The sequence below is a fragment of the Streptomyces sp. CG4 genome (assembly GCF_041080655.1).
Taxonomy (GTDB): Bacteria; Actinomycetota; Actinomycetes; order Streptomycetales; family Streptomycetaceae; genus Streptomyces.
Genome location: NZ_CP163525.1, coordinates 5,777,488 through 5,791,294 on the forward strand (window position 1 = coordinate 5,777,488; position 13,807 = coordinate 5,791,294).

13 protein-coding genes and 1 tRNA gene are annotated in these 13,807 nt (G+C 69.7%); 9 read left to right on the top strand and 5 right to left on the bottom strand.

The annotated features are described in order from the left end of the window. The first annotated feature begins 125 nt into the window (after positions 1–125). The 3 genes from AB5L52_RS26375 to AB5L52_RS26385 are packed head-to-tail and all read left to right on the top strand — an operon-like array spanning position 126 to position 2,231. Complete coding sequence (locus tag AB5L52_RS26375; RefSeq protein ID WP_351027502.1) at positions 126–602, top strand: septum formation initiator family protein; 477 nt, start codon at positions 126–128, stop codon at positions 600–602. A gap of 30 nt (positions 603–632) precedes the next feature. Beyond that, positions 633–1,166 (top strand): DUF501 domain-containing protein, encoded by a 534-nt coding sequence (locus AB5L52_RS26380; RefSeq protein ID WP_351027504.1) that lies wholly within the window; start codon positions 633–635, stop codon positions 1,164–1,166. Between the two features lie 39 nt (positions 1,167–1,205). Beyond that, positions 1,206–2,231 (top strand): exopolyphosphatase, encoded by a 1,026-nt coding sequence (locus AB5L52_RS26385; protein ID WP_369366595.1) that lies wholly within the window; start codon positions 1,206–1,208, stop codon positions 2,229–2,231. Positions 2,232–2,308: 77 nt separating this feature from the next. Here the strand turns inward: AB5L52_RS26385 and AB5L52_RS26390 are convergent, their stop codons facing one another. After that, positions 2,309–2,533, bottom strand: a complete 225-nt coding sequence (locus AB5L52_RS26390; RefSeq protein WP_351027506.1) for a hypothetical protein — start codon at positions 2,531–2,533, stop codon at positions 2,309–2,311. 560 nt (positions 2,534–3,093) lie between these two features. Between AB5L52_RS26390 and AB5L52_RS26395 the strand changes: the two genes are divergently transcribed. Both AB5L52_RS26395 and AB5L52_RS26400 read left to right on the top strand, forming a co-directional pair. Then, on the top strand, positions 3,094–4,476 hold the full coding sequence (locus AB5L52_RS26395) for an NAD(P)/FAD-dependent oxidoreductase (RefSeq protein ID WP_369366598.1): 1,383 nt from the start codon (positions 3,094–3,096) through the stop codon (positions 4,474–4,476). A gap of 199 nt (positions 4,477–4,675) precedes the next feature. Next, a complete protein-coding gene (locus AB5L52_RS26400; protein ID WP_369366600.1) occupies positions 4,676–5,968 on the top strand; it encodes a class I SAM-dependent methyltransferase in 1,293 nt (430 codons plus the stop codon). A 59-nt stretch (positions 5,969–6,027) separates the two neighbouring features. Here the strand turns inward: AB5L52_RS26400 and AB5L52_RS26405 are convergent, their stop codons facing one another. Beyond that, positions 6,028–8,556, bottom strand: coding sequence for an ABC transporter permease (locus tag AB5L52_RS26405; RefSeq protein WP_369366602.1), 2,529 nt, complete (start codon positions 8,554–8,556; stop codon positions 6,028–6,030). Next, positions 8,556–9,326, bottom strand: a complete 771-nt coding sequence (locus AB5L52_RS26410) for an ABC transporter ATP-binding protein (RefSeq protein WP_351027513.1) — start codon at positions 9,324–9,326, stop codon at positions 8,556–8,558. The genes AB5L52_RS26405 and AB5L52_RS26410 overlap by 1 nt, the downstream gene beginning before the upstream one ends. Positions 9,327–9,820: 494 nt before the next feature. Here AB5L52_RS26410 and AB5L52_RS26415 point away from each other — a divergent pair. The 3 genes from AB5L52_RS26415 (at position 9,821) to AB5L52_RS26425 (ending at position 12,272) form a co-directional block, all read left to right on the top strand. Then, positions 9,821–9,907, top strand: a tRNA-Leu gene (locus tag AB5L52_RS26415). 142 nt (positions 9,908–10,049) lie between these two features. Then, a complete protein-coding gene (locus AB5L52_RS26420) occupies positions 10,050–11,225 on the top strand; it encodes a 4-hydroxybenzoate 3-monooxygenase (RefSeq protein WP_369366603.1) in 1,176 nt (391 codons plus the stop codon). Positions 11,226–11,411: 186 nt separating this feature from the next. Further along, positions 11,412–12,272 carry a Bax inhibitor-1/YccA family protein gene (locus AB5L52_RS26425; RefSeq protein WP_351027517.1) on the top strand — a complete coding sequence of 287 codons (861 nt, stop codon included), beginning with the start codon at positions 11,412–11,414 and terminating at the stop codon, positions 12,270–12,272. A 60-nt stretch (positions 12,273–12,332) separates the two neighbouring features. On the opposite strand, the gene AB5L52_RS26430 is transcribed toward AB5L52_RS26425, so the two are convergent. After that, positions 12,333–12,563, bottom strand: a complete 231-nt coding sequence (locus AB5L52_RS26430; RefSeq protein WP_020940491.1) for a DUF4287 domain-containing protein — start codon at positions 12,561–12,563, stop codon at positions 12,333–12,335. Positions 12,564–12,662: 99 nt separating this feature from the next. Here AB5L52_RS26430 and AB5L52_RS26435 point away from each other — a divergent pair, with 99 nt between their 5' ends. After that, on the top strand, positions 12,663–12,974 hold the full coding sequence (locus AB5L52_RS26435) for a hypothetical protein (protein WP_369366605.1): 312 nt from the start codon (positions 12,663–12,665) through the stop codon (positions 12,972–12,974). Between the two features lie 27 nt (positions 12,975–13,001). On the opposite strand, the gene AB5L52_RS26440 is transcribed toward AB5L52_RS26435, so the two are convergent. Next, the gene (locus AB5L52_RS26440) at positions 13,002–13,784 is read right to left on the bottom strand and encodes a hypothetical protein (protein ID WP_369366606.1); all 783 of its coding nucleotides are present in this window, start codon (positions 13,782–13,784) and stop codon (positions 13,002–13,004) included. Positions 13,785–13,807 lie beyond the last annotated feature (23 nt).

Below are 13,807 nucleotides of genomic sequence, written 5' to 3' on the forward strand. Positions count from 1 at the left end.
AGGGTAAGGCTTAGCCAGTCGTACGTACGTCCCCGTACCCGGTCCCGTACCGTGTGCGGGGACGTACGCGCGTGTGCCGTACACGGGACGATGTGTGCAGCGCACAGGACAAGGGGAGGCGGGACATGGCCGTGAAGGACCGGGACCGGTTCTCCACCGCGACCAGGCTGCGGCTGCTCGGCGAGCAGACGGCGGCCCGGGTCTACCGCTCGCAGAGCAAGCGGCAGGACCGCCGCTCCCGGCTCACCGGCCGGGCGGCGCTGCTCGCGCTCGTGCTGTGCTCGATGATCGTCGCGCTCGCCTATCCGATGCGGCAGTACGTCACCCAGCGCGCGCAGATCTCCGACCTCCAGCGGCAGCAGGAGCAGGCCCGCAAGCGGGTCGAGCAGCTGCGCGACCTCAAGGCGCGCTGGCAGGACGACTCCTACGCCGAGCAGCAGATCCGGCTCCGGCTGCACTATGTGATGCCCGGGGAGACCGGGTTCATCGTCGTCGACCCGGGCACGGCCAGGCAGTCCCGCTACGACCTCAAGGCCGCCCACCGGCCCTGGTACGCGAACATCTGGGACGGGGTCGACAAGTCCGACGCCTCCGACCAGTAGCAATCGATAGAAAGCCAACCTGAAGCAGTCATGCAAACGCCCCCGCCGCCCACCCCGCGCACCGAGCCCACCGATGCGGACGTCGAGGCCTTCAAGCAGCAGCTCGGCCGTCCGCCCCGCGGCCTGCGGGCCATCGCGCACCGCTGCCCCTGCGGCCAGCCGGACGTCGTGGAGACCGCGCCGCGGCTGCCCGACGGCACCCCCTTCCCGACGCTGTACTACCTCACCTGCCCGAAGGCGTCCTCCGCGATCGGCACGCTGGAGGCGAACGGCGTGATGAAGGAGATGACCGAGCGGCTGCAGACGGATCCTGAGCTGGCCGCCGCGTATCGCTCCGCGCATGAGGACTACATCCGGCGGCGGGACGAGATCGAGGAGCTGACGGGGTTTCCGAGCGCCGGGGGTATGCCGGACCGGGTGAAGTGCCTGCATGTCCTGGTGGCCCACTCGCTGGCCGCCGGGCCCGGTGTGAACCCGCTCGGGGACGAGGCGATCGCGATGCTGCCGGAGTGGTGGGCCAAGGGGGCGTGTGTCGTTCCCGGCGCCGACGCCGCCTGCGAGTAGACGCCGCCGGCGAGTAGCAGAGAGAAGAAGGGCTTGACCATGACCCGCGTCGCCGCCATCGACTGCGGCACCAACTCCATCCGGTTGCTCGTCGCCGATGTGCACCCCGAGACCGGTGAACTCGTCGATCTGGACCGCCGGATGACGATCGTGCGGCTCGGCCAGGGGGTCGACCGTACCGGCCGGCTCGCTCCGGAGGCACTGGAGCGGACCTTCGCCGCCTGCCGCGAGTACGCGGAGATCATCAAGGAGCACGGCGCCGAGCGGCTCCGCTTCGTGGCCACCTCCGCCTCCCGCGACGCCTCGAACCGGGACGACTTCGTGCGCGGCGTGCTGGACATCCTCGGGGTCGAGCCGGAGGTCATCAGCGGCGACCAGGAGGCCGAGTTCTCCTTCACCGGCGCGACCAGAGAGCTGGCGGGACACAACGAGGGGGGCGCGAAGCGCCCTTCGATTGAGGGTGGTGGTGGGCGACGGGCGGGCGAGATGACCGAGCCGTATCTCGTCGTGGACATCGGCGGCGGCTCCACCGAGTTCGTCGTGGGCGAGGAGCACGTCCGGGCGGCGCGGTCGGTGGACGTCGGCTGTGTGCGGATGACGGAACGTCACCTGGTGCGGGACGGCAAGGTCTCCGACCCGCCCACCGCGGAGCAGATCGCCGCGATAAGGGCCGACATCGAGGCCGCCCTGGACCTCGCGGAGCAGACGGTGCCGCTGCGCGAGGCGCACACCCTGGTGGGCCTCGCCGGGTCCGTCACCACCATCTCGGCGATCGCCCAGGAGCTGCCCGAGTACGACTCCGCGCGCATCCACCACTCCCGGATCTCGCACGACCGCGTCCGCGAGATCACCGAGTGGCTGCTGCGCTCCACGCACGCCGAGCGCGCCGCGATCCCGTCCATGCACCCCGGCCGGGTCGACGTCATCGGCGCGGGCGCCCTCGTGCTGCTCGCGATCATGGAGCGGATCGGCGCGGCGGAGGTCGTGGTGAGCGAGCACGACATCCTCGACGGCATCGCCTTCAAGGTGGCGGAAGAGGCGGAAGCGGGCAAGGGCGGCCGCTGACCCACGGTGACATGGAGCGGCCCCGGTTCCTCCCACGAGGAACCGGGGCCGTCGCCTGAGCCCGGGCCGGCCGTCAGTCAGCAGAGAAGGGCGATGAGGGCGATGCACCCGTTGTTGCCGTCGTCGTCGTCTTCGCCATGGCCGCCGGCAGGGGCGGCCGCTCTGGTGATGTGGGACGTGGGCGTCGTCGCCATGGCGGACGCGGCCGTGGCCGTCCCCGTGGCAAGAGCGATGCTCAGGACTGCGCTGACCGCGCATATTCGCGAAAGGGCCTTCTTGGAGGCCGTCTGTGAAGTGCTCATGCCTGCACGTTATGGGCGCTCGTGTCCGATATCGCGCGGTGTGTGGCTGATGGGTGAACGATGCGGCGTCCAACGATCCGTCCGGGTGGTTTTTCCCGGCGCGGGCTGTTGCCCGGCTCTCATTTGTTACTTGTGGGTAGCCTCTGGCTGAGCAGGTCGGATAACGTTTGAGCGCCCTCCGGGGGCTCTTTTGGGCTCCGTGATGACGCGGCGCCGGAAAACTTCGTGAAGTTCTTCACAAGGATTTCGGTCCGGCCGGCGTACGGAAGGCGGCCCGTTGGCCCTTTCGGGGGGCGAAGAGGCCGTTGAACATGTTCAGATGGGGGTCGTACCACACCTGCGGATCGCGTTCCGGCGACCGTGTTCCGGGCGGCTCACGTCTTCGCCCGGCACCGAGAGGGGCAGCTCACGCGGCCTTGACAACGACTCAAAGGGGGCTGTGGTTCCCCTGGCCGGTCATGATCTGCGTCACGCGAGTCGCGGAGTGTAGCACAGGCCCTACCGGACCTTGTGAAGGGGCGCACGAGCGACCCCCTGGGAGCGGGTGGATACTCGATGGCATGAGCACCACGGAGCGTCCCAGGATCCTCGTAGTAGGCGGTGGGTACGTAGGCCTGTACGCAGCTCGGCGCATTCTCAAGAAGATGCGCTACGGCGAGGCGACCGTCACGGTCGTCGACCCCCGGTCGTACATGACCTACCAGCCCTTCCTCCCCGAAGCCGCCGCCGGCAACATCTCCCCTCGCCATGTCGTCGTCCCGCTGCGACGCGTGCTGCCGAAGGCGGAGGTCCTCACCGGCCGGGTCACCACCATCGACCAGGACCGCAAGGTCGCCACGATCGCCCCGCTGGTGGGCGAGGCGTACGAGCTGCCCTTCGACTACCTCGTCATCGCGATGGGCGCGGTCTCCCGTACCTTCCCGATCCCCGGCCTCGCCGAGCAGGGCATCGGCATGAAGGGCATCGAGGAGTCCATCGGCCTGCGCAACCACGTGCTGGAGCAGCTGGACAAGGCCGACTCCACGACCGACGAGGAGATCCGCCGCAAGGCGCTCACCTTCGTCTTCATCGGCGGTGGCTTCGCGGGTGCGGAGACCATCGGCGAGGTCGAGGACATGGCCCGGGACGCGGCCAAGTACTACAAGAACGTGTCCCGTGAGGACATGCGCTTCGTTCTCGTCGACGCCGCCGACAAGATCCTCCCCGAGGTCGGCCCCAAGCTCGGCCAGTACGGCAAGGAGCACCTTGAGGGCCGCGGCGTGGAGATCTACCTCTCCACCTCCATGGACTCCTGCGTCGACGGCCACGTCGTGCTGAAGAACGGCCTGGAGGTCGACTCCAACACGATCGTGTGGACCGCCGGCGTCAAGCCGAACCCGGCCCTCGCCCGCTTCGGTCTGCCCCTCGGCCCGCGCGGCCACGTCGACTGCGAGCCCACGCTCCAGGTCAAGGGCACGGACTACATCTGGGCCGCCGGTGACAACGCGCAGGTCCCGGACCTCGTCGGCCGCAAGGCGGGCAACGAGAACGCCTGGTGCCCGCCGAACGCCCAGCACGCGCTGCGCCAGGCCCGGGTCCTCGGCGACAACGTGGTCTCCGGCATGCGGGGGTTCCCGCAGAAGGACTACGAGCACGCCAACAAGGGTGCGGTGGCCGGTCTCGGCCTGCACAAGGGCGTGGCGATGATCGTCATGGGCAAGATGAAGATCAAGCTCAAGGGCCGCCTCGCCTGGTACATGCACCGTGGCTACCACGGCATGGCGATGCCGACCTGGAACCGCAAGATCCGCGTCTTCGCCGACTGGACGCTCGGCATGTTCCTCAAGCGCGAGGTCGTGTCCCTCGGCGCGATGGAGAACCCGCGCGAGGAGTTCTACGAGGCGGCCAAGCCCGCGCCGGTCGCCGCCGCGAGCAAGGCCGAGGCGAAGGCCAAGGCTTCCTGATCCGCACCGGTCGCTGATCCAGCCGGAAGACCCCCTGCCATCCGTGGTGCAGGGGGTCTTTCGGCGTTCTGGGCCGCCATCTACGTGTCACATACAGCTGTTTTGCCGAGTTGTGACTCCTTTGCGGGACTGCGCATGGCAGCAGACGGTGTTTACGTGATTACCGGCATCCGGGATCGTCGTCTTGGAGGTGTGCGCCATGACCGACGCCGCGTCGCGGCTGAGGAGTCTTGCCGAGCAGGTACTGGGAGCCCCGCTCCCGGTCCGGCTGCGGGCCTGGGACGGATCTCAGGCCGGGCCGCCGGACGCACCGGCGCTCGTCGTACGCAACCGCCGCGCCCTGCGCCGTATGTTGTTCAAGCCGGGCGAGCTGGGCCTCGTCCGCGCCTGGGTCTCCGGCGACCTGGGCGTCGAGGGTGATCTGTACGCCGCGCTGGACGCGTTGGCGGGACTGGTGTGGGAGCGCGGAGACGACGCTCGCGGTGTCGTCGAGAGCCTGCGCGACCCCGCCGTACGGGCCGCCGTCCGCGAGTTGCTGAGGCTGGCGGGGCCGCCGATCCCGCCCGCCCCGCCGCGCGAGGAGGTGCGCAGGCCGCGCCGGCGGCTGCACACCCGGCGCACCGACAGGCAGGCCATCAGCCACCACTACGACGTCGGCAACGACTTCTACGAGATCGTCCTCGGCCCGTCCATGGTGTACTCCTGCGCGTATTGGGAGGACGGCGCGACGCTGGAGGACGCCCAGCGCGACAAGCTCGAACTCATCTGCGCCAAGCTCGGCCTGACGCCCGGTCAGCGGCTGCTGGACGTCGGCTGCGGCTGGGGCTCGATGGCCATCCACGCGGCCCGTGAGCACGGCGTGAACGTCGTCGGGGTCACGCTCTCGCACGAGCAGGCGGCGTACGCCCGCAAGCGCGTCGCCGACGAGGGGCTGACCGACCGGGTGGAGATCCGGGTCCAGGACTACCGGGACGTCAAGGACGGCCCCTTCGACGCGATCTCCTCCATCGGCATGGCCGAACACGTCGGCGCCGAACCGTATCTGGAGTACGCCCGCCGGCTGTACGGGCTGCTGGTCCCCGGCGGACGGCTGCTCAACCACCAGATCGCGCGCCGCCCGCAGGGCGACGAATCGGCGTACCAGGTGGACGAGTTCATCGACGCCTACGTCTTCCCGGACGGCGAACTCGCCCCCTTGGGGACCACCGTCACCCAACTGGAGCGCGCCGGGTTCGAGGTCCGGGACGTGGAGTCGATCCGCGAGCACTACGCCCGCACCCTGCGCCAGTGGGTCGCCAATCTGGAGGCCGACTGGGACCGCGCCGTCCGCCTCACCAGCCCCGGCCGGGCCCGCGTCTGGCAGCTGTACATGGCCGCCTGCGCGCTCGCCTTCGAACGCAACCGGATCGGCGTGAACCAGGTCCTGGCCGTCCGCACTCCCGAGTCCGGCGCCTCCGGGCTGCCGCCGCGCACCCGTACCTGGAACGCCTGACAGCGGGTACGGCAAAGGGGGCCCCGCCACCGCGAGGCCCCCCTGCTCATGCCGTACGGCTACTCGGCCTTGATCGCCGCCAGCATGTTCAGCTTCGCCGCGCGCCGGGCCGGCCACAGGGCGGCCAGGACGCCGACCCCGCCCGCCAGCAGCAGGAAGATCGCCATCCGGCCCCAGGGCAGGACCAGTTCGTACGTCGGCATCTTCGTGCCCAGCAGTTGTCCGGCCGCCCAGCCGAAGAACACGCCCAGTCCGATGCCGAGCACCCCGCCGAACAGGGAGATCACCAGGGACTCCAGGCGGACCATCCGCTTGACCGCCTTGCGGTCCAGGCCGATCGCGCGGAGCATGCCGATCTCCTGGGAGCGCTCGAAGACCGACATGGCCAGGGTGTTGATGACGCCGAGGATCGCGACGATCACCGCCATGCCGAGCAGGCCGTAGAGCATGTTGAGCATCGTCGTGAAGATCTGCGCGATGCTGTTGGAGATGTCCTGCTTGTCCTGGATCTTGATCGCCGGGTTGGCGCCGAGGGCCTGGACGAGCTTGTCCTTGGCTGCCTCGGAGGCGCCGTTCGCCGTCTTGACCATGACCTGCATGTCGGCCGGGTCCTTCAGGTGCGGGGTGAGGACCTTGTTGTCGAGCATGATCCCGTGGATCATGTCGTTGCCCTCGTAGACACCGGCGACCGTCAGGGTCTGTGCCTTGCCGTCCTCGAAGTGCGCGGTGAAGTGCGAACCGGGCGTCCAGCCGTACTCCTTGGCCCGGTCCTTGTCCACGACGACCTGCGAGCCGCCCACCTTGAAGGTGCCGTTGTCCACCTTCAGGTTCGTCAGCTTCCCGATGGCTGAGCCGTTCACACCGGTCAGGTACTCGGACTTGCCGTCGATGCGGGACACGGCGTTGCGCAGCGGGCTGCTGGCGGTGACACCGTCGGAGGCGGCGACCTTCCGCGCCACGTCCGGGGAGAGCGGGGAGCGGTTGGCCATCGAGACGACGTAGTCCGCGCGGATCGCCGAGGAGGCCATCTTGTCGATCGCCGTCTGCAGGCTGCCCGCCATCACCGTCATGCCCGTGATCAGGGTCAGGCCGATCATCAGCGCGGAGGCGGTGGCCGCCGTACGGCGCGGGTTGCGCACCGAGTTCTGGCGGGCCAGCTTGCCGGAGACACCGAAGACGCGCAGCACCGGGGCGGCGGCCGCGATCAGCGGCCGGGACAGCAGCGGGGTCAGGATGAACACGCCGATGATGAGCAGGACCGCGCCGAGGCCCATCGGACCCTGGGCGGAGTCGGCGTCCATCGTCGTGGCCCCGACGACCGTCGCGACGCCGGCCGCCGCGAACAGCGAGCCGAGCGTGTTGCGCAGCACCAGCGACTTGGCGGTGGCCTTGGCGTGCACACTGCTCATCGCCGCCACCGGCGGGATCTTCGCGGCGCGGCGGCCGGGCAGCCAGGCGGCCAGCATGGTGATGAGGATGCCGACCGCGAGGGCGGACACCACGGTGCCGGGGCTGATCACCAGCGGCCCGTCGGGCACGCTCGCGCCGAACGAGCCCAGCAGGGAGCGCAGTCCCGCGCCGATGCCGATACCGGCGGCGAGACCGGTCACACCGGCGACCGTACCGACCGCGAACGCCTCGATGAGCACCGAGCGGGTGACCTGACGGCGGGAGGCGCCGACCGCGCGCAGCAGGGCCAGTTCCCGAGTGCGCTGGGCGACCAGCATGGTGAAGGTGTTGGCGATGATGAACGTGCCGACGAACAGCGCGATACCGGCGAACACCAGCAGGGACTGCTTCAGGCCGCTCATCGAGTCGGCGATCTGCTTCGCCTGGGCGTCGGCGAGCTGCTTGCCGGTGGTGGTCTCCACCAGGTGCGAGGGCAGCGCCGAGTCCAGCGCGGACTTCAGCGCGGACTGGCTGGTGCCGGCCGCGGCCTTCACGTCGATCTCGTCGTAGCCGCCCTTCTTGCCGAACAGCTTCTGCGCGGTCGGCGTGTCGAACAGGGCCAGGCTGCCGCCCGCGGCGACATTGCCGTCGTCGGTGGTGAAGATGCCGCTGATGGTCGGGGTGAGGACCGGGCCGTCGACGGAGAGCCGCACGGTGTCGCCGACCTGGTAGCCGGCCCGCTTCGCGGTCTTGGAGTCGAGCAGCACCTCGCCCTTGCCGTGCGGGGCGTGGCCGCTGACCAGCGGGTACCGGGCGTCCTTGGCGCCCCAGTAGTTGCCGCCGGCGGACTGCCAGTCGCCGCCGAGCAGCTTGCCGTCCTTGTCGGCGACGGCGGTGAAGCCGCTGACGACACCGGTCGCGGAGGCGGCGCCGGGGACCTTCGCGGCCTTGTCCAGCAGGGCCTGGGTCAGATCCGGCGTCCTGCCGACCTTGTCGCCGGTGGAGTCCTGGTACGTGGGCCGTACGGCGACGTCGACCTGGTCGAAGCCCTTGGCGGAGCTCTTCTGGTAGGCGTCGGAGATGGTGTTGGTGAAGACCAGCGTCCCGGACACGAACGCCACGCCGAGCATGACGGCGAGCACGGTCATCAGGAGCCGGGCCTTGTGCGCGAGGACGTTGCGCAGGGCGGTGCGGAACATCAGCTGGTACGGCCCTTCGCGTCGAACTGCTTCATCAGGTCGAGGACGGAGTCGGCCGTCGGACCGTGGATCTCGTCCACGATCCGGCCGTCCGCGAGGAAGACCACGCGGTCCGCGTAGGCTGCGGCGACCGGGTCGTGGGTCACCATGACGACGGTCTGGCCCAGTTCGCGCACCGAGTTGCGCAGGAAGCCCAGCACCTCGGCGCCGGAGCGCGAGTCGAGGTTTCCGGTCGGCTCGTCGCCGAAGATGATGTCCGGCTTGGAGGCCAGGGCGCGGGCGACGGCCACGCGCTGCTGCTGGCCGCCGGAGAGCTGTGCGGGCCGGTGGCTGAGCCGCCCGGACAGGCCGACCATCGAGATCACCTGGTCCAGCCACGCCTTGTCGGGCTTACGGCCCGCGATGTCCATCGGGAGGGTGATGTTCTCCAGGGCGGTCAGCGTCGGCAGCAGGTTGAAGGCCTGGAAGATGAAGCCGATCTTGTCCCGGCGCAACTTGGTGAGCTGCTTGTCCTTCAGGGAGCCCAGCTCGGTGTCGCCGATGCGCACCGACCCGGACGAGAAGGTGTCGAGGCCGGCCACGCAGTGCATCAGCGTGGACTTGCCCGAACCGGACGGGCCCATGATCGCGGTGAACTCGGCCTGCCGGAAGTCGACGGAGACCCGGTCCAGGGCGACCACCCGGGTCTCACCCTGCCCGTAGATCTTCGACAGCTCCGTGGCGCGTGCGGCCACGGCGGTGGCCCGGGCGGCGGTGGGTGTGGTGGTCACGGGAAGGTGCTCCTGTCGGGACGACGTGTTCCATGGGGACGGATCCATCGTCCCGGCGCCGGGACGCCGTGTAGTCAGTCGCTGTTCCGGTTCCGGGGCGCGACTGGGGTCGGACGGAAGGGCGCCGTGTCATACCTGGGGAGGACACCCGCCCCTGAGAACGGCCCGGCGAAGGGCGTGGCGGACGGCGCGGCGAGGGGCGTGGAGAACGGCGCCGCGGACGGCTTGGCGGACGGCTTGGCGGACGGCGCGGTCGAACCGGTGTCGAACCGCGTCAAGAACGGGTGGAACACCCTCCTTCGGACGGTGAAATTCCGTCATTCCACGTACGGGCGTATCCACGTCACGTCACGCTGTTGGCAAGTGCGGATGGCTCGTTCCATGGGCTGATGCACCCTCAGACGTCAATAAAATAAGACAACATCGGTCCGCCCTTCCGCTGTTCGGGGGATGCGTCCCGATAGGCTCGAACCTCGAAGCGGAGCCCATGGCCTGCCCGGATGGTGGAATGCAGACACGGCGAGCTTAAACCTCGCTGCCCCTTCGCGGGCGTGCCGGTTCAAGTCCGGCTCCGGGCACCAACCGCGCCTTGGCCGCAGCCCTACCCATTGACATCGGATACCCCCCGGCGCAGACTCGGCCGCCAGCAGGTGAAAAAAACTTCACCAGGCGAACAGGGAATCTCGGTCTGAGGCAACGACGCCGCGGGAAGGGGCAGAGCCGATGCGCACCACCGTCGGGATCATCGGAGCGGGACCGGCCGGACTGCTGCTCGCGCGCCTGCTCCACCGCGCCGGCATCGACTCGGTGGTCCTGGAGAGCCGTGACCGCGCCTACGTCGAGCATCGCCAGCGCGCCGGGATCCTGGAGCAGGGCACGGTGGACGCGCTGCACGCCGTCGGCGCCGGGGAGCGGATGGACCGGGAGGGGCTGCGGCACGACGGTATCGAGCTGCGCTTCGACCGCCGCCGCCATCGCATCGACTTCCCCGGCCTGACCGGCGGGCGGTCGGTGACGGTGTACGCCCAGACGGAGGTCTGCAAGGATCTGATCGCCCTTCAGCTGAAGGAGGGCGGCCCCCTGCTCTTCGCGGCGGAGGCGCTGGCGGTCGAGGGCGCGGACGGCGACCGGCCGCGCATCCGGTTCCGGCACCAGGGCCGCGAGGACGTGCTGGAATGCGACTACGCCGTCGGCTGCGACGGCTTCTGGGGCGTGTCCCGGGGAGCCTTCCCGGCCGCCCTGTCCCGCGTGTTCGAGCGGACGTACCCCTACGCCTGGCTGGGCATCCTCGCCGACGTCCCGCCCTCGCACGACGAACTCGTCTACGCCCGCCACGAGCGCGGTTTCGCCCTCCTCTCCATGCGCTCCCCGTCCGTCTCCCGCCTCTATCTCCAGGTGCCCCCCGACACGGACGCCGACGCATGGACGGACGACGCGATCTGGTCGGAACTGGAGCGGCGCCTGGACACCGACGACGGCTGGCGGCTGGAGCGCGGGACCATCACCCACAAGTCGGTCACGCCCATGCGGTCCTTCGTCCACGAGCCGATGCGCCACGGCCGTCTCTTCCTGGCCGGCGACGCCGCCCACATCGTCCCGCCGACCGGCGCCAAAGGCATGAACCTCGCCGTCGGCGACGTCGTCACCCTCGCGCGTGCCCTCGTCCACGAGAGGGACACCGGCTCCCCGGAACTGCTCGACTCCTACTCCGCGACCTGCCTGCGCCGCATCTGGCAGGCCCAGCGGTTCTCCTGCGACATGACGGCGATGCTCCATCCGGCCCCCGACGCCACTCCCTTCGACGACCGCCTCCAACGGGCCCGGCTGGAACGGATCGCCTCCTCCCGTGCGGCCGAGACCGAGCTGGCCGAGGCGTACACCGGGTTTCCGTTGGGGTAGCGCCACGTCTCGGTCGGGTAGCAGGTTCGTCATGGAATGCGATCACTCTTGGCCGGGAATCGCCGTTACGCGTAGCGTGTTGGGAAGCACGGCAGGGGAAAGATCCTCCTCAAGTATCATGGTCGGTCCTTTGCCAATCCATTACTCTTGAGCCAAGGCTGCGCACGGCAGCCATGGAGGAGTGAAATGAGGAGCAGTAACCCGGTCTTCTCGCGACGGGGGTTCAGCCGCGACAGCGGCTACGCCGGCTTCAACACCGCACCGCAGGCCGGGTACGCACAGGGCAACCCGTACGCGCAGAACCCCTACGCCCAGAACCCGTACGCACAGGGCGGCGTCCAGTACGGCGCCCCGCCGCAGGCTCCGGTCACCACCGACCGGATGACCATGGACGACGTGGTCGTCCGCTCGGCCATCACGCTCGGCACCGTCGCCGTCGGCGCCGTCCTCGCCTGGGCGCTGCTGCCGGTCTCGACGACCAGCTACGGCCTGGCCGTCGGCTCCGCGATCGTCGCGTTCGTCCTGGCGATGATCCAGAGCTTCAAGCGCACCCCGTCGCCCGCGCTGATCCTCGGGTACGCCGCCTTCGAGGGCGTCTTCCTCGGCGTCATCAGCGAGATGTACAACAGCCGCTGGAGCGGCGCCCCCTTCCAGGCGGTGCTCGGCACCATGGCGGTCTCCGGCGCCACCCTGCTGGTCTACAAGGCCGGCTGGATCCGCGTCACCGCCCGCTACGCCCGCATCGGTATCGCCATCGCCATGGCGTTCATGGTGGTCATGGCGGTCAACCTGCTGCTGGTCGTGTTCGGCGTCGCCGAGAACGGCGGTCTGCGCAGCTTCGGCCCGCTCGGCGCGCTCGTCGGCATCATCGCGATCCTGCTCGGCGCGTTCTTCCTGACCCTCGACTTCAAGCAGATCGAGGACGGCATCGCCTACGGCGCCCCGCGCAACGAGTCCTGGCTGGCCGCCTTCGGCCTCACCATGACCCTGGTGTGGATCTACGTGGAGATGCTGCGGCTGGTGGCGATCTTCACCAACAACGACTAGCGCACGCGCCGGCCGTGACGTGAGAGGGGCCCCGGGTTTCGACCCGGGGCCCCTCGTCGTCTAGAGCAGCTTGCGGGCTGCCCTCCTCAGGTCGTACTCGTGGACGATCGCCTTCGCGTGGCCGTACGCGAGGTCGTACTCGTGCCGGAGCCAGCTGACCTTCTCCTCGAAGCGGAACAGGGCGGGGCCTTCTTCTACGGTGCGCAGCCAGTCGGAGACTTCACGACCGGTGCAGTGGGGAATGCGGGCGAGCAGGTTGCGGTGGGTCTCCTCGGAGAAGAGTTGGGACATCGGCACCTCCGAACGCAAAGGGGATGTAGGCCGGTCCTTCACGTCACCGTGCCTGAGCGTTCGCGTATTGGCAACAGTGCGGCACGTTACGCTCGGCGCGTGGTTGATACGACGCCCTTGACCCAAGCAGTGGATCACTTCGCCGACAGATTGCGAGCGGCGCCGCAGAGCCGGCTTCAGCGGGGCGCTGCCGCGGAGGCGCTGGCGCTGGCCAGGGAGCTTTCCCGGCGGGCTCAGTTGGTGGACGAGCCCGGAGCCGAGCCTCGGGAGATGCCGGATGCCGGGATGTTCGCCGCGGCTGATCAGATTCTGGTGGCCGCGCACGACTTGGCCGTGGTGCTGAAGAGCGAGGCTGAAGTCGCCGACGCGGTGCGGGTGGTGGAGGAGGCGCGGGAGCGGGCGGGGGTGTGAGGTGCGTGGACGGGTGCGGGTGCGCCGTCAGAGAGAAGCTATGACCCTGTCGGCCAGGATGTAGACCGTGTCCTCGCCGCAGGCGAAGGTCAGGGTGTAGGCGCCGGAGATGCCGGAGCCGCCCAGGAGGTAGGGGGAGTCGCCCGCTTCCACGGCTGCTGCCAGGCGTTCGGCGGTTTCGCGGTGGCCCGGGGTCATGCACAGGGTGGTGCCGTCGGCGAAGACGTAGACGTCGAGGGTGCCGAGCGGGCCCGGGCGGACGTCGGAGAGTTCGATGCGGCCGGCGGCCAGCTGCTCCAGCGTGGTCACCGTGCGCTCGTGGTCGTTCACCGCCGGGGACTGCACCGGGACGAAGTCGGGGTGCGAGGGGTGGCGGCGGCGGGCCGCGGCCAGTTCGGGGGACTCTCCGGCGAACTCGTCGGTGTCGGCGGTCGGCTCGGACACCGGCTCCAGGCCGACGAAGTCGCTCTGCCGGGGCAGGAACAGGTCGGCCTCGGGCAGGCCCAGCAGCGACGGGGAGTCGGCGGCGTCACGGGTCTCCTGCGCGGCCCAGAAGGCACGCGCCTCGGCCAGTTCCCGCTCCCGCTCCTCGGCGAGCGCCTCGGTCACGGCCGCGCGTATCTGGTCGGCGTCGGCGTGGGTGCGGGCGCTCGGCAGCAGGGCACGGGTGGTGGCCGCCTGGTTGTCGGCGAGCTGCTGCTGCAGGTCCGCGAGCTGGCGGCGCAGCTTCAGAACGGTGCGCAGGACGGCGACGCCCACGGCGCCGGTGGCGGCCGTGGTGAGCAGCAGGGCGATCGGCATGGCGCTCACTGACGTACTCCCGGTTCAAAGTC

Bases quoted from the DNA above. Each gene is read 5' to 3' on its own strand.
- AB5L52_RS26375 (WP_351027502.1), top strand. From the start codon at position 126: ATGGCCGTGAAGGACCGGGACCGGTTCTCCACCGCGACCAGGCTGCGG.
- AB5L52_RS26380 (WP_351027504.1), top strand. From the start codon at position 633: ATGCAAACGCCCCCGCCGCCCACCCCGCGCACCGAGCCCACCGATGCG.
- AB5L52_RS26385 (WP_369366595.1), top strand. From the start codon at position 1,206: ATGACCCGCGTCGCCGCCATCGACTGCGGCACCAACTCCATCCGGTTG.
- AB5L52_RS26390 (WP_351027506.1), bottom strand. From the start codon at position 2,533: ATGAGCACTTCACAGACGGCCTCCAAGAAGGCCCTTTCGCGAATATGC.
- AB5L52_RS26395 (WP_369366598.1), top strand. From the start codon at position 3,094: ATGAGCACCACGGAGCGTCCCAGGATCCTCGTAGTAGGCGGTGGGTAC.
- AB5L52_RS26400 (WP_369366600.1), top strand. From the start codon at position 4,676: ATGACCGACGCCGCGTCGCGGCTGAGGAGTCTTGCCGAGCAGGTACTG.
- AB5L52_RS26405 (WP_369366602.1), bottom strand. From the start codon at position 8,556: ATGTTCCGCACCGCCCTGCGCAACGTCCTCGCGCACAAGGCCCGGCTC.
- AB5L52_RS26420 (WP_369366603.1), top strand. From the start codon at position 10,050: ATGCGCACCACCGTCGGGATCATCGGAGCGGGACCGGCCGGACTGCTG.
- AB5L52_RS26425 (WP_351027517.1), top strand. From the start codon at position 11,412: ATGAGGAGCAGTAACCCGGTCTTCTCGCGACGGGGGTTCAGCCGCGAC.
- AB5L52_RS26430 (WP_020940491.1), bottom strand. From the start codon at position 12,563: ATGTCCCAACTCTTCTCCGAGGAGACCCACCGCAACCTGCTCGCCCGC.